We start from the raw sequence: 23,874 nt of genomic DNA, 5'->3' as shown, positions 1-23,874 counted from the left end.
GGTACGGCCGCTTTTACGGGCAAAAATACGAAAATCCCGATGCGGGGCGCAAAAATTTGTGGAATATAGATTTTTTTTATATTTTCGTCTTCGCAAATAGAACCCCATTATGACAATCATTCAGCTCGAATACCTGTTGGCCGTGGCCAACTGCGGCAGCTTTTCGCTGGCGGCGGAGCACTGTTTCGTCACGCAGCCCTCGTTGAGCATGCAGGTCAAGTCGCTCGAGGAGGAGCTGGGCGTGGTGCTGCTCGACCGTTCGAAGAAACCCGTCATCCCGACCGAGGCGGGCGAGGTGGTGCTCGAACGGGCCCGCGAGACGCTGCGCGCCTACAACAACATCAAGGAGTCGGTGGCCGAGCTGAAGGGCGAGACGGCCGGACGGCTGCGGCTGGGTGTCATCCCGACCATCGCCCCCTACCTGCTCCACAAGTTCATCCCCTCGTTCGTGCATGACTATCCGAAGGTTGAACTGGAGATTTCCGAGATGATTACGGCCGACATCGTCGAGGCGCTGCGGCGCGACCGCATCGATGCGGCGCTGGTAGCCAGCGGCACCTGCGGCGAGGGCATCCTCGAACAGGAGCTCTTCAACGACCGCTTCTTCGCCTATGTCTCGCCCGAGAATCCGCTCTACGAGCGTTCGAACATCCGCATCGAGGATATCGACCTGCGCGACCTGGTGATTCTGAGCGCCGGCAACTGCATGCGCGACCAGATTATCGAGCTCTGCCAGGCCAAGCGCAACATGCTGTCGCACTTCACCTTCGAGTCGGGTTCGCTCGACACGCTGATGCGTATTGTCGACTGCACCTCCTGCCTGACGATTATTCCCGAGATGGCCATCGAGTACATTCCGGCCGACCACCGCGACCGCCTCAAGATGCTGGCCAAGGGGGCCACGTCGCGCAAAATCGCCGTGGCCGTGCGGCGCACCTACGTCAAGAGTTCGATTATCAAGGCGCTGACACAGACCATTCTGGACAACGTCAAAAAGTCGTAGCCCCGCCGCTGCGCGGGCCTTCCGGTCGGGCACGGCATCCTGCTTCGGAGCGGGTGCCGCGCCTGTTTGTGTTTGGGGGCATCGTTTTGTCCTGCAACCGGTCCGATTCGGCCCGTCTTCCGGCCCTCCGGTACAGCCTCTTCCCTCCTCCTGCCTCCGCCGAACACCCTCCGTTGCCCGATTTTGAGGCACGGATTGTGAATTTTGAATTCTTATTCCTATCTTTGCGAAGTTATAGACACCTATCATTTATTTATGGACAAACTGATTGAAACCATTGTCAGCGCAATCGAGGATAAGAAGGGCAAGAACATCGTCTCGTTGGACCTTTCGGGCTTCGACGGCGCCATCTGCTCGAAGTTCGTGGTCTGCAACGCCGACTCGACTACCCAGGTAGCGGCCATCGCCGCCGGTGTGGAGGAGAAGGTGCTTGAGAAGCTGGGCGAAAAGGTCTGGCGCGTCGAGGGACAGCAGAACGCCTTCTGGATTGCAATGGACTATGTCGACGTGGTGGTGCATATCTTCCAGACCGAGCTGCGCAGCTTCTACCGCCTGGAGGAGCTGTGGGCCGATGCGCCGATGACGCGTTATGAATACGAAGAGTAACGGAATTTTATGGCAAACGTACAGAACGGGAACAAACGCCCCAATATGAATATGCCCCGTCCCTCGTGGATGTGGATTTACGGAATCATCGCCGTGATGATTCTGGGATGGTACTTCCTCAACGGCGGAAGCGACGCTCCGCTGCCGAGCGACTGGACGGCCGTCGAAAAGATGGTCGAACAGGGCGAGGTCGAGAAAATCCAGGTGGTGAACCGCGAGGAGGCCCAGGTCTTCCTCAAGAAGGAGGCCATCGAAAAGTACCGCAACGACGCGGAGCAGCCGCTCTACCGCCACATGCCCGAGCAGGGCATTCAGCTCATCTTCACCATCGGTTCGGTGGACTCCTTCCGTGAGGATTTGAAGGAGGTCGAGCAGCGCACCGGAACGGAGATTCCGGTCGTATACGAGACCCAGCGCAACAACTGGACCAACATTCTGGTGAACGTCCTTCCGTGGGTGCTTATCATCGGCGTGTGGATTTTCCTCATGCGTTCGATGGCTCGCGGAGGCGGCGGTGCCGGCGGCGGCATCATGAACGTCGGCAAGGCCAAGGCCCAGGTCTTCGACAAGGACAACGCCAAGCGCGTGACCTTCAAGGATGTGGCCGGTCTGGCCGAGGCGAAGGTCGAAATCATGGAAATCGTCGACTTCCTCAAGAAGGCCGACAAGTACCGCGAGCTGGGCGCCAAGATTCCGAAGGGAGCCCTTCTGGTAGGCCCTCCGGGAACGGGCAAGACGCTGCTGGCCAAGGCTGTGGCCGGCGAGGCCAACGTCCCCTTCCTCTCGATTTCGGGTTCGGACTTCGTCGAGATGTTCGTCGGCGTGGGTGCTTCGCGCGTGCGTGACCTCTTCGAGCAGGCCAAGCAGAAGGCCCCCTGCATCGTCTTCATCGACGAAATCGACGCCATCGGCCGGGCGCGCGGCAAGAATGCCGGCTTCTCGGGCAACGACGAGCGCGAGAATACGCTCAACCAGCTGCTGACCGAGATGGACGGCTTCCAGACCAACACGGGCGTCATCGTGCTGGCTGCCACCAACCGGGTCGACATTCTGGACAAGGCGCTGACGCGTGCCGGACGGTTCGACCGCCAGATTGAGGTGGGGCTGCCCGACGTCAACGAGCGCAAGGAGATTTTCGACGTCCACCTGCGTCCGCTCAAGCTTGACCCGCAGCTCGACCGCTCGTTCCTGGCGCGCCAGACTCCGGGCTTCTCGGGTGCCGACATTGCCAACGTCTGCAACGAGGCGGCGCTCATTGCCGCCCGTCACAACAAGAAGTTCGTCACGCGCGAGGATTTCCTCGCCGCCATCGACCGCATCGTCGGCGGACTCGAAAAGCCCAACATGCCGATGACGCCCGAGGAGCGGCGCATCACGGCCATCCACGAGGCGGGCCACGCCGTGGTGATGTGGTCGCTGCCCGAGTGCGACCCCGTGCTCAAGGTGACCGTCGTGCCGCGCGGCCGCAGCCTCGGTGCCACCTGGTCGTCGCCCGACGAGGACCGCATCCACGTAACCGACGAGGCGCTCGAGGAGCAGCTGGCCGGCCTGCTCGGCGGCCGCATTGCCGAGGAGGTGAACTACCACACACTCGGTGTCGGTGCGCTGAGCGACCTGGAGCGTGCGACCAAGACGGCTTACGCCATGGTGACCTACTATGGCATGAGCAAGAAAATCGGCCCGTTGAGCTACTACGATTCGACCGGTACGCGCGATACCTTTACCAAACCCTTCAGCGAGCAGACGGCCCACGACATCGACATCGAGGTGCGCCGCTTCGTCGAGGAGGCCTACGCCCGTGCCCGCGCCATCATCGAGGCGAAGAACGCCCAAATCAATGCCATTGCCGACCTGCTGCTCGAGAAGGAGACCATCTACAGCGAGGACCTCGAGCAGATTCTGGGTCCCGCTGCCCAGCAGCCCCGCAACACCGCTGCGAAGGGCGGCGATGCAGCGAAGGGCGATGCTGCTGATACCCGTCCGGCCGACGGCACGGCCGTTGCCTCCGATACGGAGCAGGCCGACGCCTCCGACGCAAAGAACGGCGCGCCGGCCGCATCCGGTGCAACCGAACCTGACGAACCCAAGAGAGAGAATACCCCCGAACCCACCTCGGAACACTAACCTAAAAACGGACACGGAATGGGAGAAACGATGAAGAACCTCGTGGTGCGGACGGTGAGCGGACTGGTGCTGGCCGTCGTGATGCTCGTCTGCATCCTCTATTCGCAGTGGAGCTTCGGCGCACTGCTTCTTGTGCTGCTTGTGGGCGGCATGGTCGAATTCTACGGGCTGGCCCGCCGCCACGGCAACCAGCCGCTGGAGGTGGTCGGCATCGTGGCGGGCGTGGTGCTCTTCGGCCTGAGCTTTGCCATTACGGTCGGCGGCACGCACTCCGAACAGCTGACCGGCATCGGTGTGGTCTTTCTGCTGCTGCTCCTGCCGCTCATGTTCATTTGCGAGCTCTACCGCCGTCAGGCGAACCCGATTGCCGACATCGGTGCGACGCTCGCCGGGCTCTTCTACGTCGCCTTCCCGCTGGCGCTCATGTGCCACATCCCGACGATGTGGGGCGAGCGCCAACCGGTTCTGATGGTCTACTACCTCTTCATGATTTGGGCCAACGACGTCTTCGCCTACCTGGTGGGGATGGCCGTCGGCCGCAACCCGCTCTTCGAGCGCCTCTCGCCCAAGAAGACCTGGGAGGGTTTCTTCGGCGGACTGGTGGGCGCCGTGCTGGTCGGGGTTATCGGAAGCTGGCAGGTGGGTGGCTCTCCGGCCGCATGGATTGGCTTTGCGCTGGTGGCTGCCGTGACGGGTGTGCTGGGCGACCTGGTCGAGTCGATGTTCAAGCGGGCAGCCGGCGTGAAGGACTCGGGCAGCATCATCCCCGGCCATGGCGGACTGCTCGACCGCTTCGATGCGATGCTGCTCTCGGCGCCCTTCGTGACGGTCTACCTCTATTATGTCATGTAACAAGCGTTTTACCCTCTAATACGATTCGAAGATGAGAATCAACAAGGAAGGATACAGAATCATCTGCTTTTCGGGCGTCTTCTGCCTGCTGCTGTGGTGGCTGATTTACCATCTGCTCGTCAACCATGCCAACATCAGCGTCATGTGGCTGTGCGCCGTCCTGCTGCTGCTGTTCTGGTTTTTCATCGTGGCCTTCTTCCGTGAGCCGCGCCGCGTGCGCATCCACGATGCGGACCTGGTCTTCGCGCCGTGCGACGGCCGTGTGGTGGTGACCGAGGTGGTCTGCGAGGAGGAGCACCTCCACCGCGAGATGCTGCAGATTTCGATTTTCATGTCGATTACCAACGTCCACATGAACTGGGTTCCCGTGGGCGGTGTGGTCGAATACTTCAAATACCACCCGGGCCGCTTCCTGGTGGCGTGGCACCCCAAGTCCTCGACCGAGAACGAGCGGACGACGACCGTCGTAAGGATGGATTCGGGCCATCAGGTCCTCTTCCGCCAGATTGCGGGGCTCATTGCACGCCGCATCGTCTCCTACATGAAACCCGGTGAGCGGGTCGAGCAGAACAGCGTGGCGGGCTTCATCAAGTTCGGCTCGCGCGTCGACGTGCTCGTGCCGAAGGATAGCGAGCTGCTCGTCGAAATCGGCGACCCGGTCGTTGGTTCGCAGACGCCCATTGCCCGGCTGAAGTCCCACATTGAAATTGAATAATAAGGATTAAAGGAGCTCCGAAAGAGCAACGCACGATGACAATTACCCCTCAGACCGTTCTTCGTTTCGTGGCCGGCGCCGCCATTACGGCAGCCGTCCTCTTTCTGGTGTGGTATTTCAGCTCCATCGTCGTCTATATCCTGGTCTCGGCCGTGCTGGCCGTCATGGGTAATCCGCTGGTGAAGCTGCTCTCGGGCATCCGTATCCGCGGCTGGCGTGTGCCGCGCTGGCTGGCGGCCTTCACAACGCTGGTGGTCATCTGGGTCGTGCTGGCGGTGCTCTGCACGCTCTTCGTGCCGCTGTTCTTCAACAAGGTGCAGCAGCTGGCAAGTCTCGACTTCACGGCCGTCATGAACTCCATCTCGGAACCCGTTTCGCGCATTCAGTACTACCTTGATGAGCTCTTTGCGCTGCCCGAGAGCACCTTCTCGCTCTCCGAAGCGCTCAGCTCGGGGCTGTGTTCGATGGTCAATTTCGGGTCGCTCAACACGCTCGTCTCGTCGCTCTTCAACGTCGTGCTCTCGTCGGTGGTGGCGATATTCTCGATTTCGTTCATCACCTTCTTCTTCCTCAAGGAGGAGGGGCTCTTCTATGCGATGGTTTCGGCGGTCTTTCCCGAACGTTACCACGAAAACATCACCCGGGCACTCGACTCGATTACGGTGCTGCTGTCCCGCTACTTCACGGGCATCCTCACGGAGAGCCTGCTGTTGATGATTGCCGTCTCGCTGGTGATGATGGCCTTCGGCATGCATACGGTCGACGCCTGCTTCATCGGACTGGTTATGGGTGTGATGAACGTCGTGCCCTATGCCGGCCCGCTCATCGGCGGGGTGATGTCAGTCTGCATCGGTGTGATGACCCCCATCGAGGGGACAACCGTCGGCCATACGGTGCTGGTGATTGTCGCCTCGCTGCTGGTGCTCAAGGGGCTCGACGACTTCGTCCTGCAGCCGACGCTCTATTCGGCGCGGGTCAAGGCGCATCCGCTCGAGGTCTTCATTGTGATTCTCATCGCCGGCTCGGTGGCCGGAATCCTCGGCATGCTGCTGGCGATTCCCTCCTATACGGTGCTGCGTGTCTTCGCCAAGGAGTTCTTCTCGCAGTTCAGCCTGGTGCGCAAACTGACCCGAAAGATATGACGGAGCCTGTGGTGATTGAAGGGACGGTGGTGCACGGCCGCCAGTTGGGGCGCAGGCTTGGCTTTCCGACCGCCAACCTTGCGGTGCCCGATGCGTTGGAGGCCCGGGACGGGGTCTACCTCTCGGAGGCCGAGGTCGACGGGCAGCTCTACGGCGCCATGTCGAACCTGGGGCGCAACCCCTCGGTCGGCGGCACGGAGCGTCGACTGGAGAGCTACCTCTTCGGATTCGAGGGCGAGCTCTACGGCCGGCAGCTGCGGATTCGGCTGCTGCGCCGGCTGCGCGAAGAGCGCAAGTTTGCCTCGGTCGAGGAGCTGCAGCGCCAGATTGAGGCCGACCGCCGCGAGGCCGAAGCCTTCTTCGCCGCACGGAAGGCGGAGCGGTGAGCAGCAGGAGCAGCAGGGTAGTGAGCGGCTGGACGAGCGGCCGGGCAGTGAGCGGCGGAGCGAGAATGGCAGGAGCGTGGGCCGCAGTTGAGAACGGCGGAGCGTCGGGTGTGGAGTCCGGTCGGTACCGCTGAAAAAAAGAGCTGTTAGCATATTCAATGCGTATTCAACATCATAAAGTATAAACCGATTAGTTATGTTTCTGGATTTGAGCATTCCCTACAAGGTGGCCGACATGTCGCTGGCCGAGTGGGGACGTAAGGAGATTGAGGTTTCGGAACACGAGATGCCCGGTCTGATGGCCGTGCGTCGCAAATACGGCCCGCTGAAGCCCCTCAAGGGGGTTCGTGTGATGGGTTCGCTGCACATGACCATCCAGACGGCGATTCTCATCGAGACGCTCGTCGAGCTGGGTGCCGACGTGCGCTGGTGCTCGTGCAACATCTTCTCTACGCAGGACCACGCCGCTGCGGCCATCGCTGCGGCCGGTGTTCCGGTCTTCGCCTGGAAGGGCGAGACGCTGCCCGAGTACTGGTGGTGCACGGCCATGGCGCTCTCGTTCCCCGGCGGCAAGGGCCCGCAGCTCGTCGTCGATGACGGCGGCGATGCGACGCTGCTGATTCACAAGGGCTTCAAGGCCGAGAACGACGCCTCGTCGCTCGACTACGAGCCTTCCTCCTACGAGGAGGAGGTCATCCTCGGCACGCTGAAGCAGATTCTCGCCGAGGACGGCGACAAATGGCATCGCACGGTGGCCGAATGGAAGGGTGTGAGCGAGGAGACCACCACCGGCGTACACCGCCTCTACCAGATGCAGGCTGCCGGCGAGCTGCTCGTGCCGGCCATCAACGTCAACGACTCCTGCACCAAGTCGAAGTTCGACAACCTCTACGGCTGCCGCGAATCGCTGGCCGACGGCATCAAGCGCGCCACTGACGTGATGATTGCCGGCAAGGTGGTCGTTGTCTGCGGCTACGGCGACGTAGGCAAGGGATGCGCCAAGTCGATGCGTTCGTACGGCGCCCGGGTGATTGTGACCGAAATCGACCCGATTTGCGCGCTGCAGGCCGCCATGGAGGGCTTCGAGGTGAAGACCGTCGAGAGCGCTCTGGCCGAAGGCAACATCTATGTGACCTGCACGGGCAACTGCGACATCATCACGCTCGAGCACATGGAGCGGATGCGTGACCAGGCCATCGTCTGCAACATCGGTCACTTCGACAACGAAATCCAGATGGCCCGTCTCGAGAAGTCCAACGCCGTGAAGACCACCATCAAGCCGCAGGTCGACATGTACACCTTCCCCGACGGACACTCGATTTTCATTCTGGCCGAGGGCCGTCTGGTAAACCTGGGCTGCGCTACGGGCCATCCCTCGTTCGTCATGTCGAACTCCTTCACCAACCAGTGCCTGGCCCAGATGGAGCTCTGGCAGAAGAAGCTCGAGGTAGGGGTTTACCGCCTGCCGAAGCACCTCGACGAGGAGGTTGCCCGCCTGCACCTCGACAACCTTGGGGTCGAGCTGACGCACCTGACGCAGAAGCAGGCCGACTACATCGGCGTGCCGGTCGAGGGTCCCTACAAGGCCGACCACTACCGCTATTGATGCCTGCAGCCGGTTGCGGCCGACGGCTACCCGCATGGGAGGCTGTTGCCGCCGGGCTGACCGCAACGAAGCGGACTTTTCCTGATGGAAAGGTCCGCTTCGTTCTTTTTTGCAGTCAGGGAGCAGAGGAGGTTGCGGCTGGCTGTTGCAACGACATGCTGCCGCGACCGGCTGCTAAGGAGCCACGAAAAACGGCAGCCCGTCGGGGCTGCCGTTGTCGTGCATGGATGCCGGAGGCATCAATAGCCGAAGATTTCCTCCTGCGAAACGGTCTTGATGGGACCGAGCGTCTTGAGGTAGTTCAGGTCGAGGTTCTTGATGTCGCCCAGAATGCCGTAGATGTAGTGACGGTCCTTGACCCACTTCTGCTGCGTGGCCTTCACGTCGTCGAGCGTCATGTTCTGCACGCGCTCGAAAATCTGACGGTCGCGGTCCTCCGAGAGGCCGAGACGGCGCAGTGCGATGTAGGAGCTCAGCACGTCGATTCCCGTGGTGCGTTCGGTGCGCAGGCGGCTCAGCACGGCCTCCTTGGCGATGCCGAAGGCAGCCTCCGATTCGGGCATCTGGTTGATGATTTCGTCGAATGCCTCGATGGCGGTCTGCATCTTGTCGTTCTGCGTGGCGATGAAGGCGATGTAGTTGTAGCTGTCGTCGGCATATGCGGGGGTGCCCAGCCATGCCTGTGCCGTGTAGGCCAGACCGCGTGCCTCGCGCATCTCCTGGAAGCAAATCGAGTTCATGCTGCCGCCGAAGTACTCGTTGTAGAGCGTGATTTCGGGGTCGTTCTTCACATCGAAGGCCTCGCCGCGGTTCGAGTACTGCAGGTAGTAGAGCTGGTTGGCGTCGTACTGGGCCAGGATGACGCTGCTCTCATCCGTGCGCAGCGGCTTCGGGTGCGACAGTTCGAGCGGCGTGAGCTCCGCAGCAGCCTTGTGCTTCTCGGCAATGACCGTCTTCACGGCCTCCTGCTCCATGGGACCGTAGTAGAGCACCTCGTGCTGCTTGCCCATGAGCTCCTGAACCGCCGCGATGAGGCTCTTCGAGTCGAGCGACTTCAGCGCGTCGTTCGTCAGGGTCGACTTGCGGATGAACTCCTCGCCGTAGCGCATGTAACGCTGCAGGGCGCCGAAATTCTGCCCCTGGTTGAGCTTCGAGTCGGCGCGCGACTTGAGGAGGTCCTGCTTCAGGTTCTCGAGGATGGCGTCGTTGGCCACCGCTCCGGCAATCAGCCCCTCGACAATCTCCATGGCGCGGGGCATGTTCTCGCTCAGACCCGTAATCGTGATGGTGCTCTGGTTGTTGCCGGCGCCCATGTAGAAGGAGCAGGCGATGTCGTACATCTCCGAGGCAATCTGCTCGGCGCTCATCGTGTCGGTGCCCAGGTAGCTCAGATAGGTGAATGCCGGGCCCAGCGCCGGATTGTTCTCCGTGCCCGTGTCGAAGGTGTACCGCAGCGTGAAGATGTCGTTCAGCTCGTTCTTCTTGTAGAGCACATGGATGCCGTCACGCACGTCGAACTGCGCCATATCCTTCTGGTAGTCGACGAAGACGGGCTCGATGGGCTTTACCTTCGACTGCTGGATTTCCGTGAGGAAGGCGCTCTGCTTGTCGCGGTTGGTGACAATCGGGGTGATTTTCGGAGCGGCGATTTTCTGTACGCTCTTGTCCTCGCCCTCGCGCTTGAAGACGATGGCGTAGCTCTTCTCGCCGAGGTACTTGTTGGCCCAGTCGACGACGTCCTGCTTGGTGATTTTCGACATGCGGTCGAGCTGTGCGACCTCGTCGGCCCAGTTGGTGCCGGCGATGAACGACTGCACGTACATGTCGGCGCGCGAGTCGTTGTCCTCGTAGGCCCTCATCTGGTAGAGCTTGAAGTTGTTGATGGAGGCCTCGATGAGCTTCTCGTCGAAGTCGCCCGAGCGGAGCTTGGCCACCTCCGCAAGCAGCAGGTCGCGCACCTCCTCGAGCGTCTGGCCCGCCTTGGGGCTGCCGCCCACGAGGAACGTGCTGTAGTCGGGCTGGCCCGAGTAGCCGCCGTAGGCGCCGAGCACCTTCTGCTGTTGCGTGATGTCGAGGTCAATCAGACCTGCCTGGCCGTTGTAGAGAATGGCGCTGGCGATCTGTGCCACATCGTTCGGGTCGGTCGAGCCGCCCGGCAGACGCCATCCGAGCAGCACGTTGGCTGCCTCCAGACCGTATACCTCGCGTACGACGGGCTCGGTGATGGGCTCCTCGGGCTGGAACTGCAGTTTCGGCAGCTCGGGGTTGGGCTGCATGTCGCCGAAGTACTTCTTGATGACCGAGAGCATCTGCTCGGGGTCGAAGTCACCCGAGAGGCAGATGGCCATGTTGTTGGGCACGTAGTAGGTCTTGTGGTAGTTCCGCACGTTGGTAATCGAGGGGTTCTTCAGATGCTCCTGCGTACCGAGCACGGTCTGCGTGCCGTAGGGGTGGTGGGGGAAGAGTGCCGCGTCAAGCGCCTCCCATACCTTGCGCGCATCGCGCGTGAGCGACATGTTCTTCTCCTCGTAGATGGTCTCCAGCTCGGTGTGGAAGCCGCGGATGACGGGGTTGCGGAAGCGGTCGGCCTCAATCTTCGCCCAGTTCTCAATCTCGTTCGAGGGGATGTTCTCGACGTAGACGGTCATGTCCTGCGACGTGTAGGCGTTGGTGCCCGTGGCGCCGATGGCGGCCATCAGCTTGTCGTACTCGTTGGGAATGGCGATTTTCGATGCCTCGTAGCTGATTGAGTCGATGCGGTGGTAGATGGCTGCGCGCTCCTGTTCGTCGGTGGTCTTGCGGTAGACCTCGAAGAGCTGCTCGATTTCGTCGAGCATCGGCTTCTCGGCGGCGTAGTCCGAGGTGCCGTAGTTGGGCGTGCCCTTGAACATGAGGTGCTCGAAGTAGTGCGCCAGACCGGTGGTCTCGGCGGGGTCGTTCTTACCGCCCACGCGTACGGCGATGTAGGTCTGGATGCGCGGCGTTTCGCGGTTGACGCTCATGTAGACCTTCAGTCCGTTGTCGAGCGTGTAGATGCGGGTGCCCAGCGGGTCGCCGGTCACCGATTCGTACTTGTCTCCCGAACAAGCGGCTGCCAGCATCGCTGCGATGCAGACGGCCAGGAATCTGAGTTTTTTCATCTATGGTTTGGTTTAGAAAATGGAGGCGAACCACTCCCGCACGACCGGATAGGTGTCGGCGGAGATATGTACGAACATGCCCACGGCGGCAATGAGCTTGAGCCCCGTGCCGACGATGAACGAAAGGAACGAGCCGAAGCCGACGAGGAAGGCCTTTGAAATATCCTCCCGGTTGTGGCACAACTCGCCGATGACGGCACCGACGAAGGGCCCCAGCAGGATGCCCAGCGGCGGGATGAAGAAGAAGCCGACGACGGTGCCGATGGTGGCACCGATGGCGCCGGCGCGCGAGCCGCCGAAGCGGCGGGTCATGTAGGCAGGCAGAAAATAGTCGGCCACCGAGACGAAGAGCGTGACGGCGAGCCAGATGAGCAGTGCGGCGGTCGAAATCTGCGAGTAGGAGCAGAAGTAGGCGCAGACCAGCCCCGCGTAGCTGAGGATGACGCCCGGAAGCGCCGGAACAATGCACCCGGCGATGCCGATGAGTGCGAAGAGGAAGGCGAGGATGGCGAGCGTGGTGTCCATACGAATCTGCGGGCCGGGGATGGGTCCGCGGCGGACCGTCCCGGTTTCCCGTCAGCAAATATAACGATTAGAAACAAAAAAACTCCCCGACGCAGGGAGTTTTTCATTTTTCGGGCTTTTTTTCTTCCGAACAGACCTTGCAGCGGCCCTCGGTCGCCTCTATTTCACCAGACGGTTGGTCTCCGTGTCGGGGAAGATGACCCAGGGGCGGAACTGTTTGGCATCCTCGAAATCCATCAGGGCGTAGGAGGCGATGATGACCACGTCGCCCACCTGGACCTTGCGTGCCGCGGCGCCGTTGAGGCAGATGCAGCCGCTGTCGCGCTCGCCCTTGATGATGTAGGTCTCGAAACGCTCGCCGTTGTTGATGTCCATGATTTGGACCTTCTCGCCCTCAATCATGTTGGCAGCCTCCAGCAGCGCTTCGTCGATGGTGATGCTGCCCACGTAGTTCAAATCCGCCTGCGTGACCTTCACGCGGTGAATCTTGGATTTGATGACTTCGATTTGGAATTTCATTATCGGATACGGATGTTATCGATTAGACGAATCTGTCCGGCCATGACGGCGATGCAGCCCTGGATGCGCGGAGCGTCGTTCCAGTCGTGTACCTCCTGCATCGTTGCGGCGTCGACCGACTGATAGTAGACCACCTTGAGCAGCGGATTGCGCTCGACTTCGGCCGTAACCCAGGCCTTCAGCTCGTCGGGCGTCATCTCGTGCGACTTCTCGACGGCGGCGCGCAGCGTGGCGTAGACGTGAGGTGCAGCGGCGCGATGCTCCTTGTCGAGCAGCGTGTTGCGCGACGAGAGGGCCAGACCGTCCTCGCCGCGGACGATGGGGCACTCGACAATCTGCACGGGGAGTCCCAGCTGGTGGACCATCGCCTTGACGACGGCGATTTGCTGGAAGTCCTTCTCGCCGAAGTAGGCGCGCGCCGGGCGGACGATGTCGAAGAGCCGGCTGACAACCTGGGCCACGCCGTTGAAGTGACCCGGACGCGTGGCGCCCTCCATCACCTTGTCCACCGCACCGAACTCGAAGGTGCGGGTGTCGGGCTCGGGGTAAATCTCCTCGACCGAGGGCATCAGCACGAAGTCGGCGCCGGCCTGCTCCAGTACGCGGGCGTCGGCCTCGGGGGTACGGGGGTAGCGGTGCAGGTCGTTCTTGTCGTTGAACTGCGTCGGGTTGACGAAGACGCTCACCACGACGGTGGAGTTCTCCTTGCGGGCGCGCTCCACCAGCGAACGGTGGCCTGCATGCAGGGCGCCCATCGTGGGAACGAAGCCGATTCCGGCCTGTTCCCTCTTGTCCAGCTCCTCGCGGAGCTCGTTGACACGGGTAAAGATTTTCATCGCTTTGGCAACAAATTGCGGGGCAAAGGTAGAAAAGATAATCATAAGAATGAAAAAAACCGGAAAAAAACGTCGTCCGGGTGTGCTTCTTCGTTCAAAGAGGCGGCCGAAAGTTTGGAATGTCGCGGAAAAAGTCGTAACTTGGGGTGTGCAAATGTGGCCGGAGCCGGGATGCCCCCTCCATCCGTACCGTCCGGAGCCGGCCCAACCAACCCCTAACCATCAAACGACCCCGGTCGGTACGGGTCGAACCTTAAAAACCGAGAGTATGAAGAAACTCGTTGCTCTGCTCTGCGCGCTCTGCGTTGCGGGCACGCTCTCCGCTCAGGAGAAGCACATTGTCGGTATTCGCGCCGGTATGAATGTCTCCAACATGACCTTCAAGCAGGACGGCATGTCCATTTCGCCTTCGTCGCGCGTTTCGTTCCAGGTGGGCGGCTCCTATCAGTACAATTTCCTGGAGTCGATGCCCTTCTATCTGGAGACGGGCCTCTACCTCTCGCTCAAGGGAGCCGAGCAGAAAGTGGAGCGGACGACCACGACCATCCGCATGACCTACCTCGAGGTGCCCATTATGGTCAACTACCATTGGAACATTTCGGACAAGATTTCGATTATCCCGGCCGCGGGCTTCTACTATTCGCTCGGACTGGGCGGCACCACCGAAGCCCAGTCGGGCGACACCTCGGTTAAGGCCGATACCTTCGGAACCGACTCCAACGTCAAGCGCTCCGAATTCGGCATGCGCTTCGGTGCGAGCGTCGAATTCCTCGAAAACTTCTTTGCCGGAGTGGGCTACGACGTGGGTTTCAACAACCTGTCGAAGGATGCCGACGTGAAGCTGCACAACGGCTGCTTCTTCGTCCTGGTAGGCTACAACTTCAAGTTCTGAGCCTGACATTGGCGACGTAACGGACGCATCTTCCTGCGGGGAGATGCGTTTTTTTGCGGGATTTTCGTATATTTGGAGTTCGAACCCGACATGCTTCGTGCCGGCGAGGCACGGAAAATGGAGCAAACACATTTAATTATTGTATGAAAAAAAATCTACCGATTCCCGTTACCATGACATTGCTTGGCGCTGTGCTGGCTTCGTGCGGAGAACATCCGAAGAGCGAGGCCCCCTGGGTGGTCGACCGTTTCGACGACATCAAGGTGATTCGTTACGAGGTTCCCGGCTTCGAGCAGCTGCCGCTCGAGCAGAAGGAGCTGATTTACTACCTCTCGGAGGCGGCCAAGTGCGGCCGTGACATCCTCTACGACCAGAACTTCAAGTACAACCTGGCCGTGCGCCGCACGCTGGAGACCGTCTATGAGCACTTCAAGGGCGACCGTACGACGCCCGAATGGAAGGCTCTGGAGAAGTACCTCAAGAAGGTCTGGTTCGCCAACGGCATCCACCACCACTACTCGAACGACAAGTTTGTCCCCGAATTTACGGAGGGCTACCTGCTCGACGTCATCGAGACCATCCCCGAGGAGTGCTTCGGCGAGCTGAACGCCCTGCGCGGCGAGGTCTGCAAGGCGATTTTCGACCCGACGCTCTACGTCACGCGTCTGAACCAGGCGGCGGGTGCGGACCTGGTGGCCACCTCGTCGAACAACTACTACGAGGGGGTAACCCAGGCCGAGGTCGAGCAGTTCTACGCCGCAATGGCCGACCCCAACGACCCGGAGCCCATTTCCTACGGACTCAACTCGAAGCTGGTCAAGGAGAACGGCAAGGTGTGCGAGCGGGTCTGGAAGGTGGGCGGCATGTACTCGCCGGCCATCGAGCGGATTGTCTACTGGCTCGAAAAGGCCGAGGCGGTGGCCAACGAACCCCAGAAGTCGAACATCGCCGCGCTGATATCCTACTACCGCTCGGGCGACCTGCGTGAGTTCGAACGCTTCAACATCGGCTGGGTGCGCGACACGGTGTCGAACGTCGACTTCGTCAACGGCTTCATCGAGGATTACGGTGACCCGCTGGGCCGCAAGGCTTCGTGGGAGGCGATTGTCAACTTCGTCGACTCGACGGCCAGCCACCGCACGACGGTCATCTCGGAGAACGCACAGTGGTTCGAGGACCACTCGCCCGTTGCTCCCGAGTACCGCAAGAAGCAGGTGAAGGGCGTCTCGGCCAAGGTCATCACCGTGGCGATGCTCGGCGGCGACTGCTACCCCTCGACGCCCATCGGCATCAACCTGCCCAACGCCGACTGGATTCGCAAGGAGTACGGCTCGAAGTCGGTGACCATCGACAACATTACCTATGCCTATGACATGGCGGCCCACGGCAACGGCTTCAACGAGGAGTTCGTCCTGCGCGCCGAGGACCGCGAGCGGATGGACCGCTACGGCAAGCTGGCCGACGACCTGCATACCGACCTGCACGAGTGTCTCGGCCACGGCTCGGGCCAGTTGGCTCCGGGCGTCAAGGGCGGCGAGCTGAAGAGCTACGGCTCGACGCTCGAGGAGGCGCGTGCCGACCTCTTCGGTCTCTACTACCTGGGCGACCCCAAGATGGTCGAGCTGGGACTCGTTCCCTCGTTCGACGTGGCCAAGGCGGGCTATGCCAAGTACATCCTCAACGGCATGATGACGCAGCTGGCGCGCATCGAGCCGGGCAAGAATGTCGAGGAGTCGCACATGCGCAACCGCAAGCTCATCTCGGAGTGGTGCTACGAGCAGGGGCGTGCCGACAACGTCATCGAGTGGGTCACGAAGGATGGCAAGCGCTACGTGGTGGTGAACGACTTCGAGAAGCTGCGTGAGCTCTTCGGCCGCATGCTGGGTGAGATTCAGCGTATCAAGTCCGAGGGCGACTACGAGGCGGGCCGCGAGCTGGTGGAGCGTTACGCCGTCAAGGTCGACCCCGAGCTCCATCGCGAGGTACTCGAGCGCTATTCGGCCCTCAACATCGAGCCCTACGGCGGATTTGTCAATCCGGAGTTCGAGCTGGTGGAGCAGGACGGCAAGGTGGTCGACGTGAAGATTTCCTACCCGAACAACTACGTCGAGCAGATGCTCAACTACTCGAAGAACTACTCCTACCTGCCCAACATCAACTGATGCGGCCGTGGCGAAGCGGTGCGTCCTGGTGACGCCCCTCCGCAGCCTGAATTCAACGGGAAGCCCCATGTCGGGGCGTCCCGTTTTTTTGTTTATGGCTGCGCATGGGGGCATGGGGCTGGGTACACGGCACGTTATGGCTGCGCAGTCGTTGAGGACGTCCGTTTCCCTCTGTCGTTTTCCGCGCCTGGTTTCCGCGCTTGGTTTCCGCGCTTGGTTTCCGCGCTTGGTTTCCGCGGCTGGTTTCCGCGGCTGGTTTCCGCCGCCGTTTCCTGCACGCTGTTTTCCGCTGCTGTTTCCTGCTGCTGTTGCCCGCGGCTGTTTTCCCGCACGTCCGTCTGTTTCGCCGCGACCGTTCCGTTTCGCCGCACGCACCGCACGGTCTCCGTGCTCCGCAGTGCTCCGTACGGCACAAAAAAAGGGCGTATCCGTCGAACGGATACGCCCGCATGGCCGTATGCGGCAGGTCGGGGATTACTCCTCGACTACCTCGAACTGGTCCTTGCCAACGCCGCAAAGCGGGCAAACCCAATCCTCGGGAATATCTTCGAATGCCGTGCCGGGGGCGATGCCACCTTCGGGGTCGCCGACTGCAGGGTCATAAATCCAATCGCATACGGTGCAACGATACTTTTTCATCTTTTTTTGATTTTTTAAAAGGTTTGTAAATAGTGGGTTTTCTGTGTGATGGTGAGAAGACCGGCCTATCTTCCGGTTCCGTTCACCTTTGCCGAATCCTCAGCTGCGGCCTCATCGTCCTCTTCGTTCTCCTCGTCATCGTCCTCGGGACGGTTGCCCGTCGGCGGGGTGAGCTCCTCGACCAGACGGTCCGCCTCGGCGCACGAGACGAAGAGCCGCTCCTCGTAGATGTCGGTAATCTCGACGAAGTTGCGCCACTCGGAGGCGTAGAGCTTCACCCGCTCGAAACGCCTCAGGTCGAGGTAGTGGCCGTAGTATCCGAAGAATCCGTAGCCGCCGAAGAGGGGGATGAACCACTTCATGCGCCGGTTGTCGACCCGTCGCACCGAGGCAATCTCCTCGCGGCGCACCTCGGTGATGTCGAGCAGGCAGCGCACCTCGACCTTCTCCTCCGTGACGACAATTCGCCGCGGAATCGAGAGCGCCATCAGGGCGATGAGCGCCACGACGCACGAGGTGAACCATGCCGAGATGAACCCGCCCGCATAGAGGTGGTAGAGCAGCCATCCGAGCAGGATGAAGACGCCGATGAAGGCGGCTGCCCGGTAGTACATCGACCGGCTGAAGCGGTATGTGTAGATGTGTTCCATCTTTGGTTCGTTCCTGCGGGACGCCTCCTCTTCGTCCGTATCTCTTTTCTGTTCTGTTCTGTCGTCTCTCTGTTATCGTTCGCCGGCGCCGTCCGCCGCTTCGGCCGCGTCCTCCGGCGCAGTCCCTCCCTGCTCCGCACGCTGTCGCTGCTCCTCTTCGTCGCGCATTTCGAGCAGCGCTGCGGCTACGACCAGGTCCTCGCGCGTGGTGATTTTCAGATTGGCGCGCTCCCCCTCGCAGAGGTGTATCGGACAGCCCGAGGCCTCGACCACCGAGGCGTCGTCGGTGAACTCCGGCCGGTAGCCGACCCGGTAGGCGTCGCGCAGCAGTTCGCCGCGGAAGACCTGGGGGGTCTGCACGATGCGCAGCCTGCGGCGGTCGACGATGATTGAATCATCCTCGCCCTCCACGCTGCGGAACGAGTCGACCGGCGCCACGACGGGAATCGCCGCGCCGTATTGCTCGGCCGCCTCGAACATGCGTCGGATGAGCCCGCGCGAGACGAGCGGCCGCACGCCGTCCTGTACGGCGATGAGCTCCGTCTCCGAAGGCAGCGCCTCGAGTCCCCGGAGCACCGAGTCGAAGCGCTCACGCCCGCCTGCTACCATGCGGTGCGGCGCCACGTCGAAGCGTGCCGAGAGGTTGCGCCAGTAGTCGATGTGTTCGGCCGGGAGCACGACCACGAGCGCCGCACGCGGCAGTGCCCGGGCAAATGCGTCGATGGTGTGGGCCAGCACGGGGCGATTGCCCAGGAAGAGGAACTGCTTGGGGATGCTGCTCCCCATTCGGTTCCCGCTTCCGCCCGCTACGATTATAACGCCTGTGGTCATCGTGGTAGTATGCTTCTCTGAAAATACCGTGCCGCACCGGGGTGCGTCACCCTGTTCCGTGCTCCGACTTTGCCGCAATCAGCTCTTCTTGCTTTCCGCTTTCCCTTCCGACGAGGCCTTTTTTTCAGCGGCCGGAGCCTCCAGCTGCTTCGCTACGAACCCTTCGGGAACGACCAGCGAGTCGAGCTGCACGATGCGCTCCTCGGCGGGAACGTCGCCGTTGAGCTCGGCCATGATGCGGTCGCGGACGAACTCAAAGGTCCGGCGGTTCTCCTTCGAAATGGGCTCCGAAGGCTCCTGCGGGATGGTGAGCGGGTTGATGGGCTTGCCGTTGCGCCATACGCGGTAGTCGAGGTGCGGACCCGTCGAGGCACCCGTCGAGCCCACGTAGCCGATGAGCTGGCCCTGCGTCACGTGCTTGCCCTGCGTGATGCCCTTGGCAAAGCCGCTCAGGTGGAGATAGCCGGTCATCATGTTGCCCGGATGCTTGATTTTGAGCGTGTTGCCGCCTCCGCCGCCCCAGCCTCTGAAGACTACGACGCCGTCGGCCACGGCATGTACGGGCGTACCCTTCGGGGCGGCGTAGTCGACGCCCGTGTGGGGACGGTAGACCTTGTAAATCGGGTGCTTGCGCGCATAGGTGAACTTCGAGCTGATGCGCGTATACTTGAGCGGCGCCTTGAGCATCTGCTTGCGCAGGCTGGCCCCGTCGGCCTCCCAGTATTGGAGCTTCCCGCCCTGGCGGAACGGGATGGCGTAGTACTCCTTGCCGGCATGGTTGAAGCGGGCGCCCCAGATGCGGCCGATGCCTATCGAAACCGTGTCGTCGATGAAGCGCTCGTCGTAGATGACCGTGAAGCTGTCACCCTTCTGGATGCCGAAGAAGTCGACCGTCCACTGGTAGATGTCCTCCAGCTCGGCGGCCAGCGCGTAGGGGAGGTTCTTCTCCATGATGGAGCCCCAGAGCGAGGAGGTGATGACGGCGCTCTTCTTCGAGCGTCGCGTGGTGAACTCCTTTTCGCCCGTGCGGACGGCTACCGAGTCGCCCATGAACTCGAAGACCACGTAGTCCGACAGACTGCGCTCGTAGGCCAGGTAGTCCAGATGGGGCGCGTAGAGCGAATCCTCGTGGATGAAGGCCACATACTTCTGGCCGGCGCGGATGTTGCGTAAGGGGAAGGTCTTCTCGGCCACCTTGTCCAGCCGGTCGATGACGGCGGCCGAGATGCCGTAGCGGTTGAGAATCTTGCCCATGGTCTCGCCCTGGGCCACTTCGTTCTCTTCGAGGCGGTAGTCGTCGGCGATGATGCCGTATCGGATGTCGTGCAGGGGTTCGGCTTCGGCCTCCTCCTGCGAGGAGGCCGTGTTGCGGTTGCACGATGCCGCAGCCGAGAGCAGCAGCGCGCAGAGGGTGAGTCGGAATAGTTTCATAGATGTGAGCAAAGATAGTGAAAAAACGGATTCGCGCCGCATTTTATTGCCCGATTCTCGCAGGCGGCGAGTTTTGTCGGGATTTGTTTTGCGGTCCGGGGATTTATTCCTACCTTTGAAACTTGGAAGACCGTGTATCTAAACGAATTGTCCGGATGCTCAAACAGTTGCTCGCCCCCGCCTCATGGCTCTACGGCATGGCCGTGACGTTGCGTCACCGCCTGTTCGACTGGGGTGTGCTCAAGAGCGAGAAGTTCGACATCCCGATTATCTGCATCGGCAACATCACGGTCGGCGGTACGGGCAAAACCCCAATGGCCGAGATGGTCATCGGCTACATGTCGCAGATGCACCGCGTGGCGCTGCTCTCGCGCGGCTACGGCCGCCGGACGAAGGGCTACCTCGAGGTGGAGCCTACGTCGCACTACCGCGACGTGGGCGACGAACCGCTGCAAATCAAGCGCAAGTTCCCCGAGACGCTGGTGGTGGTCTGCGAGAAGCGGGCCGACGCCATCCGGCGCATCCAGACGGAGCATCCCGAGATAGATCTCATCGTCATGGACGACGGTTTCCAGCACCGCTACGTCGAGCCGAAAATCAACATCGTGATGGTCGACGCCACGCGTCCCATCCAGCACGACCGGATGCTGCCGGCCGGTACGCTGCGCGACCTGCCTGAGGCGCTGCACCGCGCCCACTACTTCATCGTGACGAAGTGTCCCGAGAAGATGGCCCCCATCGACCGGCGCATCCTGCGCAAGGTGCTCATCCAGGTGGCCTACCAGAAGGTCTACTTCACCCGTTTCGAGAGTTTCATGCCCCAGCCGCTCTTCCCCGGCGAGGCGCTCGCGCCGTCGCCCGCTCCGGGCGGCAAGGTCATTGCACTGTCGGGGATTGGCAATCCGAAGCCCTTCGTCGCCTCGCTGCGCGAGTACTACGACGTGGTCGAGGAGGTGTCGCTCGACGACCACCATGTATATAAGGTGCGCGACATGTCGATGCTGGCCCGCATGGTGGGGCAGTGCCCCGAGGCGTCGATTGTCACCACGGAGAAGGATGCGGTCAAGATGGTGGGCAGCTCGAAGATTCCGGAGGAGGTGCGCCGGCGATTGTATTATATGCCCATAAATATTTCATTCATAGAGGATTCGGCAACGGATTTTCTGCAAAAACTCGAAGAAGATGTTAGAGGAAATTAAAAAGACGGCAGCCTTCCTGGAGCAGGCGACCGAGTCGTTCCGCCCCGAAGTGGGCATCATTCTCGGAACCGGTCTGGGCGATTTCGCCGACCAGATTGAGACGAAATACACCATCGACTACCACGACATTCCCAATTTCCCCGTCTCGACGGTCGAGGGCCACAAGGGACGGCTTATTTTCGGCCTGGTCGAGGGTCATCGCGTGGTGGCCATGCAGGGCCGCTTCCACTACTACGAGGGCTACGGCATGCAGCAGGTGACCTTCCCCGTGCGGGTGATGAAGCTGCTGGGCATTCGCTACCTCTTTGTCTCGAACGCTTCGGGAGGCATCAACACCTCGTTCCGCGTGGGCGACCTGATGGTCATCACCGACCACATCAACCTGATGCCCAACCCGCTCATCGGCCCCAACATGGCCGAACTGGGCCCCCGCTTCCCCGACATGCACAACTGCTACGACCGCGAGCTGATTGCCCGCGCGACGGCCATCGCCCAGGAGGAGCACATCAAGCTGCAGTACGGCGTCTACGTGGGCGGCACGGGTCCGACCTTCGAGACGCAGGCCGAATACCGCTACTTCAAGGCCATCGGCGGCGATGCCGCGGGCATGTCGACCGTTCCGGAGGTGATTGTGGCGCGCCACATGTCGGTTCCGGTCTTCGGCATCTCGGTCATCACCAACTGCGGCCTGTCGGACGAGGTGGGCGACCACGAGGATGTACAGCGTCAGGGCCGGCTGGCCGGAACGCGCATGGCCGTGCTCTTCAAGCGGATGATTCGCTCGCTCTGAGCATCGGCCGAGGTATGGAACACATAAGGATTCACATATGGTAAACAAGGTAATTCTGATTGGCAACGTGGGCATTGACCCCGAAGTGCGGAGCCTCGAGAACGGCACGAAGGTGGCTCGCGTGCGTCTGGCGACGACCGAGCGTCTGTTCGACCGGCAGACCAACGAAACGAAGGAGCACACCGAGTGGCACACCATTACGCTGTGGCGCGGTTTGGCCGACGTGGTGGACCGCTACGTGCGCAAGGGGACGCAGCTCTACATCGAGGGGCGTCTGCGTACGCGCGAGTGGATGGACAAGGATGGCAACAAGCGCTATACGACCGAGATTCTGGCCGATACGATGAACCTGCTGGGACGTCGCAGCGACAACCCCGCCTCGTCCGAAGGGGCTTCGGGGTACGGAGGCTCCCAGGCGCAGAACGGCGCCTACGGCCAGCCGGCGCAGAGTGCGCAGCCCCGGCCGGCAGCCGCTCAGCCTCAGCCGCAGTCTCAGCCCGCTCAGGCGCCCGTCATGCCCGAGGAGGACCCCGACGACCTTCCCTTCTGAGGCCGCCGCAGCGGACCCTGCTGTAAGCGAGCCTGCACGACCCGAGTGTCGTGCGGGCTCGCTTCGTTTTCGGAGGAGAGGTGAGCCGCGTGACGACGAGACGGAACGGGATACAGGGTAGGGGAGCCGAGAGACGACGTGGAGGAGTAAAAAGGTGCGGGAGGGGGCCGGAGCTGAGTGCCGCTGGAGGCCCGACCGGTATGGAAAAGGGGCTCAGCGCGTTGCCCGTTCGCGGCGGAAGCGGAGCGGCGAGCAGCCGGTCTGCCGGGCGAAGAACTTTCCGAAGGCCGACTGGTCGGAGAAGCCGAGCGTATCGGCAATCTCCTTGATGTCCAGGTCCGAGCAGCTCAGCAGCCGCCGGGCGTCGGCGCAGAGCAGTTCCGCCAGATGGGCCTTGACCGTGTGGCCCGTCACCTGCTTCACAATCCGTGAGAGGTAGGTGGACGAGATGTGGAGCCGTCCGGCGTAGAAGGCGATGTCGTGGGCCGTGCGGTAGTTCTTGACGGCCAGACGCTTGAAGCTGCGGAAAATTTCGTTGGGCCGCTTGACGAATGCCGGGGCGTTGGCCCGGTGGCGATAGAGCAGCCCGGCCGTCTGGAGCAGGAAGAGGCTGCAGAGGTGGCGGAGGATGGCTTCGTCGTAGAGCCCGCTCCCGGCCGGATGGGCCGGAAAGAGCGATGCGGTGAGCCGCAGTGCCCCGTATTGTGTCCCGTCGAGCCGAACGACCGGCAGCCGGTCGTCGCCCAGATACCCCGAAAGCTGGTTGTAGAGGGGCTGTCCGTCGGGCAGCGTGTCGAAGTAGTCGGGGTCGATGCAGATGCACTCCAGCGTGTCGTGCGCTCCGTCGAGCCGCAACGTTGCCGTGCGGCTGGGCGAGAGCAGCAGCAGGTCGCCCTGCTGCAGCCTCCGTTCCCCTTTGCGGGGCTTCGACCCGGCGGCGCCTCCCTTGTCGCCCATCTCGTTTCTGTGGCCCTTGTCGGTGTTCCCGGGTGTCGGCATGTTTGGTTCGTCGGTGTCCCGGCTTTCGGCTGCGTGGGGTAGCTCTGCAACTTTTCGGGCGGCCGTGTCGGCCCCTTCGACGACCAGTGCGCTGCCTCCGGTGCAGAGTACGAAGTGAAACCCCCGCTCCAGCACCATGCTCCGGCCTGGTGTGCCTCCGCCGGAGGCCGTGCCGCAGTAGACCGGCGCGCCGGCTGTTACGGGGTGCAGAAAGTCGGGAAGCGGAATTTGCATGCGGATGGACGGAGATTTGTTCCGTAAAGGTACGATTTGTTTC

General features: G+C 61.7%; 22 protein-coding genes. 13 read left to right on the top strand and 9 right to left on the bottom strand.

The window, feature by feature from the left end; translation table 11 throughout:
• The first annotated feature begins 109 nt into the window (after window positions 1-109).
• The 8 genes from C8267_RS02425 to ahcY all read left to right on the top strand — a co-directional run bounded on the left by C8267_RS02425 (window position 110) and on the right by ahcY (window position 8,434).
• A complete protein-coding gene (locus tag C8267_RS02425; RefSeq protein ID WP_106633506.1) occupies window positions 110-1,003 on the top strand; it encodes a hydrogen peroxide-inducible genes activator in 894 nt (297 codons plus the stop codon).
• Between the two features lie 255 nt (window positions 1,004-1,258).
• The gene (gene rsfS, locus C8267_RS02420) at window positions 1,259-1,609 is read left to right on the top strand and encodes a ribosome silencing factor (protein ID WP_087360856.1); all 351 of its coding nucleotides are present in this window, start codon (window positions 1,259-1,261) and stop codon (window positions 1,607-1,609) included.
• 9 nt (window positions 1,610-1,618) lie between these two features.
• Window positions 1,619-3,733 (top strand): ATP-dependent zinc metalloprotease FtsH, encoded by a 2,115-nt coding sequence (ftsH, locus tag C8267_RS02415; protein WP_199792060.1) that lies wholly within the window; start codon window positions 1,619-1,621, stop codon window positions 3,731-3,733.
• A gap of 18 nt (window positions 3,734-3,751) precedes the next feature.
• Complete coding sequence (locus C8267_RS02410) at window positions 3,752-4,585, top strand: phosphatidate cytidylyltransferase (RefSeq protein WP_234025658.1); 834 nt, start codon at window positions 3,752-3,754, stop codon at window positions 4,583-4,585.
• A 31-nt stretch (window positions 4,586-4,616) separates the two neighbouring features.
• Window positions 4,617-5,300 (top strand): phosphatidylserine decarboxylase family protein, encoded by a 684-nt coding sequence (locus C8267_RS02405; protein ID WP_087360849.1) that lies wholly within the window; start codon window positions 4,617-4,619, stop codon window positions 5,298-5,300.
• Window positions 5,301-5,335: 35 nt separating this feature from the next.
• Window positions 5,336-6,442, top strand: a complete 1,107-nt coding sequence (locus C8267_RS02400; protein ID WP_106633505.1) for an AI-2E family transporter — start codon at window positions 5,336-5,338, stop codon at window positions 6,440-6,442.
• On the top strand, window positions 6,439-6,828 hold the full coding sequence (locus C8267_RS02395) for a riboflavin kinase (protein ID WP_106633504.1): 390 nt from the start codon (window positions 6,439-6,441) through the stop codon (window positions 6,826-6,828). Before C8267_RS02400 ends, C8267_RS02395 begins: the two co-directional genes overlap by 4 nt.
• A 196-nt stretch (window positions 6,829-7,024) precedes the next feature.
• Complete coding sequence (gene ahcY / locus C8267_RS02390; protein ID WP_087360843.1) at window positions 7,025-8,434, top strand: adenosylhomocysteinase; 1,410 nt, start codon at window positions 7,025-7,027, stop codon at window positions 8,432-8,434.
• A gap of 239 nt (window positions 8,435-8,673) precedes the next feature.
• Here ahcY and C8267_RS02385 read toward each other — a convergent pair whose 3' ends face one another.
• From C8267_RS02385 to panC, 4 genes are all read right to left on the bottom strand, one after another.
• Window positions 8,674-11,574 (bottom strand): M16 family metallopeptidase, encoded by a 2,901-nt coding sequence (locus C8267_RS02385; RefSeq protein ID WP_199792059.1) that lies wholly within the window; start codon window positions 11,572-11,574, stop codon window positions 8,674-8,676.
• Between the two features lie 12 nt (window positions 11,575-11,586).
• The gene (locus C8267_RS02380) at window positions 11,587-12,099 is read right to left on the bottom strand and encodes a DUF456 domain-containing protein (protein WP_087360841.1); all 513 of its coding nucleotides are present in this window, start codon (window positions 12,097-12,099) and stop codon (window positions 11,587-11,589) included.
• A 159-nt stretch (window positions 12,100-12,258) separates the two neighbouring features.
• Window positions 12,259-12,618, bottom strand: coding sequence for an aspartate 1-decarboxylase (gene panD / locus C8267_RS02375; protein ID WP_087360839.1), 360 nt, complete (start codon window positions 12,616-12,618; stop codon window positions 12,259-12,261).
• Window positions 12,618-13,454, bottom strand: a complete 837-nt coding sequence (panC, locus tag C8267_RS02370) for a pantoate--beta-alanine ligase (RefSeq protein WP_106633502.1) — start codon at window positions 13,452-13,454, stop codon at window positions 12,618-12,620. Before panC ends, panD begins: the two co-directional genes overlap by 1 nt.
• Window positions 13,455-13,722: 268 nt before the next feature.
• Here panC and C8267_RS02365 point away from each other — a divergent pair, with 268 nt between their 5' ends.
• On the top strand, window positions 13,723-14,346 hold the full coding sequence (locus C8267_RS02365) for a porin family protein (RefSeq protein WP_158699670.1): 624 nt from the start codon (window positions 13,723-13,725) through the stop codon (window positions 14,344-14,346).
• 143 nt (window positions 14,347-14,489) lie between these two features.
• The gene (locus C8267_RS02360; protein ID WP_199792058.1) at window positions 14,490-16,508 is read left to right on the top strand and encodes a dipeptidyl-peptidase 3 family protein; all 2,019 of its coding nucleotides are present in this window, start codon (window positions 14,490-14,492) and stop codon (window positions 16,506-16,508) included.
• A 474-nt stretch (window positions 16,509-16,982) separates the two neighbouring features.
• Here the strand turns inward: C8267_RS02360 and rd are convergent, their stop codons facing one another.
• From rd to C8267_RS02340, 4 genes are all read right to left on the bottom strand, one after another.
• Window positions 16,983-17,147 carry a rubredoxin gene (rd, locus tag C8267_RS02355; RefSeq protein ID WP_087360831.1) on the bottom strand — a complete coding sequence of 55 codons (165 nt, stop codon included), beginning with the start codon at window positions 17,145-17,147 and terminating at the stop codon, window positions 16,983-16,985.
• Between the two features lie 65 nt (window positions 17,148-17,212).
• The gene (locus C8267_RS02350; RefSeq protein WP_087360829.1) at window positions 17,213-17,797 is read right to left on the bottom strand and encodes a PH domain-containing protein; all 585 of its coding nucleotides are present in this window, start codon (window positions 17,795-17,797) and stop codon (window positions 17,213-17,215) included.
• A 72-nt stretch (window positions 17,798-17,869) separates the two neighbouring features.
• Entirely contained in the window at window positions 17,870-18,628 is a 759-nt protein-coding gene (locus tag C8267_RS02345) for a 2-C-methyl-D-erythritol 4-phosphate cytidylyltransferase (protein ID WP_106633499.1), read from the bottom strand.
• 78 nt (window positions 18,629-18,706) lie between these two features.
• On the bottom strand, window positions 18,707-20,059 hold the full coding sequence (locus C8267_RS02340) for a peptidoglycan DD-metalloendopeptidase family protein (RefSeq protein WP_087360825.1): 1,353 nt from the start codon (window positions 20,057-20,059) through the stop codon (window positions 18,707-18,709).
• A gap of 155 nt (window positions 20,060-20,214) precedes the next feature.
• On the opposite strand from C8267_RS02340, the gene lpxK reads away from it, so the two are divergent.
• Genes lpxK through C8267_RS02325 form a run of 3 tightly spaced genes read left to right on the top strand, consistent with a single transcriptional unit; the run spans window position 20,215 to window position 22,598 of the window.
• On the top strand, window positions 20,215-21,258 hold the full coding sequence (gene lpxK / locus C8267_RS02335) for a tetraacyldisaccharide 4'-kinase (RefSeq protein ID WP_087360823.1): 1,044 nt from the start codon (window positions 20,215-20,217) through the stop codon (window positions 21,256-21,258).
• Complete coding sequence (locus C8267_RS02330) at window positions 21,242-22,048, top strand: purine-nucleoside phosphorylase (protein WP_106633498.1); 807 nt, start codon at window positions 21,242-21,244, stop codon at window positions 22,046-22,048. Before lpxK ends, C8267_RS02330 begins: the two co-directional genes overlap by 17 nt.
• 37 nt (window positions 22,049-22,085) lie before the next feature.
• Complete coding sequence (locus tag C8267_RS02325) at window positions 22,086-22,598, top strand: single-stranded DNA-binding protein (protein ID WP_106633497.1); 513 nt, start codon at window positions 22,086-22,088, stop codon at window positions 22,596-22,598.
• Window positions 22,599-22,811: 213 nt separating this feature from the next.
• Here the strand turns inward: C8267_RS02325 and C8267_RS02320 are convergent, their stop codons facing one another.
• On the bottom strand, window positions 22,812-23,831 hold the full coding sequence (locus tag C8267_RS02320; RefSeq protein WP_106633496.1) for a helix-turn-helix domain-containing protein: 1,020 nt from the start codon (window positions 23,829-23,831) through the stop codon (window positions 22,812-22,814).
• Between the last annotated feature and the right edge of the window lie 43 nt (window positions 23,832-23,874).

Origin of the sequence: Alistipes sp. Marseille-P5061, assembly GCF_900290115.1 — a bacterium.
Classification (GTDB): domain Bacteria; phylum Bacteroidota; class Bacteroidia; order Bacteroidales; family Rikenellaceae; genus Alistipes; species Alistipes excrementigallinarum.
The sequence above is the reverse complement of the archived record's forward strand: the minus strand, read 5'-3'. Positions and strand labels throughout refer to the sequence as shown.

What these genes read in the sequence shown, in the direction of transcription:
- C8267_RS02410 (WP_234025658.1), top strand. Translation starts at nt 3,752, where the DNA reads ATGGGAGAAACGATGAAGAACCTCGTGGTGCGGACGGTGAGCGGACTG.
- lpxK (WP_087360823.1), top strand. Translation starts at nt 20,215, where the DNA reads ATGCTCAAACAGTTGCTCGCCCCCGCCTCATGGCTCTACGGCATGGCC.
- C8267_RS02350 (WP_087360829.1), bottom strand. Translation starts at nt 17,797, where the DNA reads ATGGAACACATCTACACATACCGCTTCAGCCGGTCGATGTACTACCGG.
- C8267_RS02365 (WP_158699670.1), top strand. Translation starts at nt 13,723, where the DNA reads ATGAAGAAACTCGTTGCTCTGCTCTGCGCGCTCTGCGTTGCGGGCACG.
- panC (WP_106633502.1), bottom strand. Translation starts at nt 13,454, where the DNA reads ATGAAAATCTTTACCCGTGTCAACGAGCTCCGCGAGGAGCTGGACAAG.
- panD (WP_087360839.1), bottom strand. Translation starts at nt 12,618, where the DNA reads ATGAAATTCCAAATCGAAGTCATCAAATCCAAGATTCACCGCGTGAAG.
- rd (WP_087360831.1), bottom strand. Translation starts at nt 17,147, where the DNA reads ATGAAAAAGTATCGTTGCACCGTATGCGATTGGATTTATGACCCTGCA.
- C8267_RS02345 (WP_106633499.1), bottom strand. Translation starts at nt 18,628, where the DNA reads ATGACCACAGGCGTTATAATCGTAGCGGGCGGAAGCGGGAACCGAATG.
- rsfS (WP_087360856.1), top strand. Translation starts at nt 1,259, where the DNA reads ATGGACAAACTGATTGAAACCATTGTCAGCGCAATCGAGGATAAGAAG.
- C8267_RS02360 (WP_199792058.1), top strand. Translation starts at nt 14,490, where the DNA reads ATGAAAAAAAATCTACCGATTCCCGTTACCATGACATTGCTTGGCGCT.
- C8267_RS02405 (WP_087360849.1), top strand. Translation starts at nt 4,617, where the DNA reads ATGAGAATCAACAAGGAAGGATACAGAATCATCTGCTTTTCGGGCGTC.
- ahcY (WP_087360843.1), top strand. Translation starts at nt 7,025, where the DNA reads ATGTTTCTGGATTTGAGCATTCCCTACAAGGTGGCCGACATGTCGCTG.
- C8267_RS02330 (WP_106633498.1), top strand. Translation starts at nt 21,242, where the DNA reads ATGTTAGAGGAAATTAAAAAGACGGCAGCCTTCCTGGAGCAGGCGACC.
- C8267_RS02395 (WP_106633504.1), top strand. Translation starts at nt 6,439, where the DNA reads ATGACGGAGCCTGTGGTGATTGAAGGGACGGTGGTGCACGGCCGCCAG.
- C8267_RS02385 (WP_199792059.1), bottom strand. Translation starts at nt 11,574, where the DNA reads ATGAAAAAACTCAGATTCCTGGCCGTCTGCATCGCAGCGATGCTGGCA.
- C8267_RS02425 (WP_106633506.1), top strand. Translation starts at nt 110, where the DNA reads ATGACAATCATTCAGCTCGAATACCTGTTGGCCGTGGCCAACTGCGGC.
- C8267_RS02400 (WP_106633505.1), top strand. Translation starts at nt 5,336, where the DNA reads ATGACAATTACCCCTCAGACCGTTCTTCGTTTCGTGGCCGGCGCCGCC.
- C8267_RS02340 (WP_087360825.1), bottom strand. Translation starts at nt 20,059, where the DNA reads ATGAAACTATTCCGACTCACCCTCTGCGCGCTGCTGCTCTCGGCTGCG.
- C8267_RS02320 (WP_106633496.1), bottom strand. Translation starts at nt 23,831, where the DNA reads ATGCAAATTCCGCTTCCCGACTTTCTGCACCCCGTAACAGCCGGCGCG.
- ftsH (WP_199792060.1), top strand. Translation starts at nt 1,619, where the DNA reads ATGGCAAACGTACAGAACGGGAACAAACGCCCCAATATGAATATGCCC.
- C8267_RS02325 (WP_106633497.1), top strand. Translation starts at nt 22,086, where the DNA reads ATGGTAAACAAGGTAATTCTGATTGGCAACGTGGGCATTGACCCCGAA.
- C8267_RS02380 (WP_087360841.1), bottom strand. Translation starts at nt 12,099, where the DNA reads ATGGACACCACGCTCGCCATCCTCGCCTTCCTCTTCGCACTCATCGGC.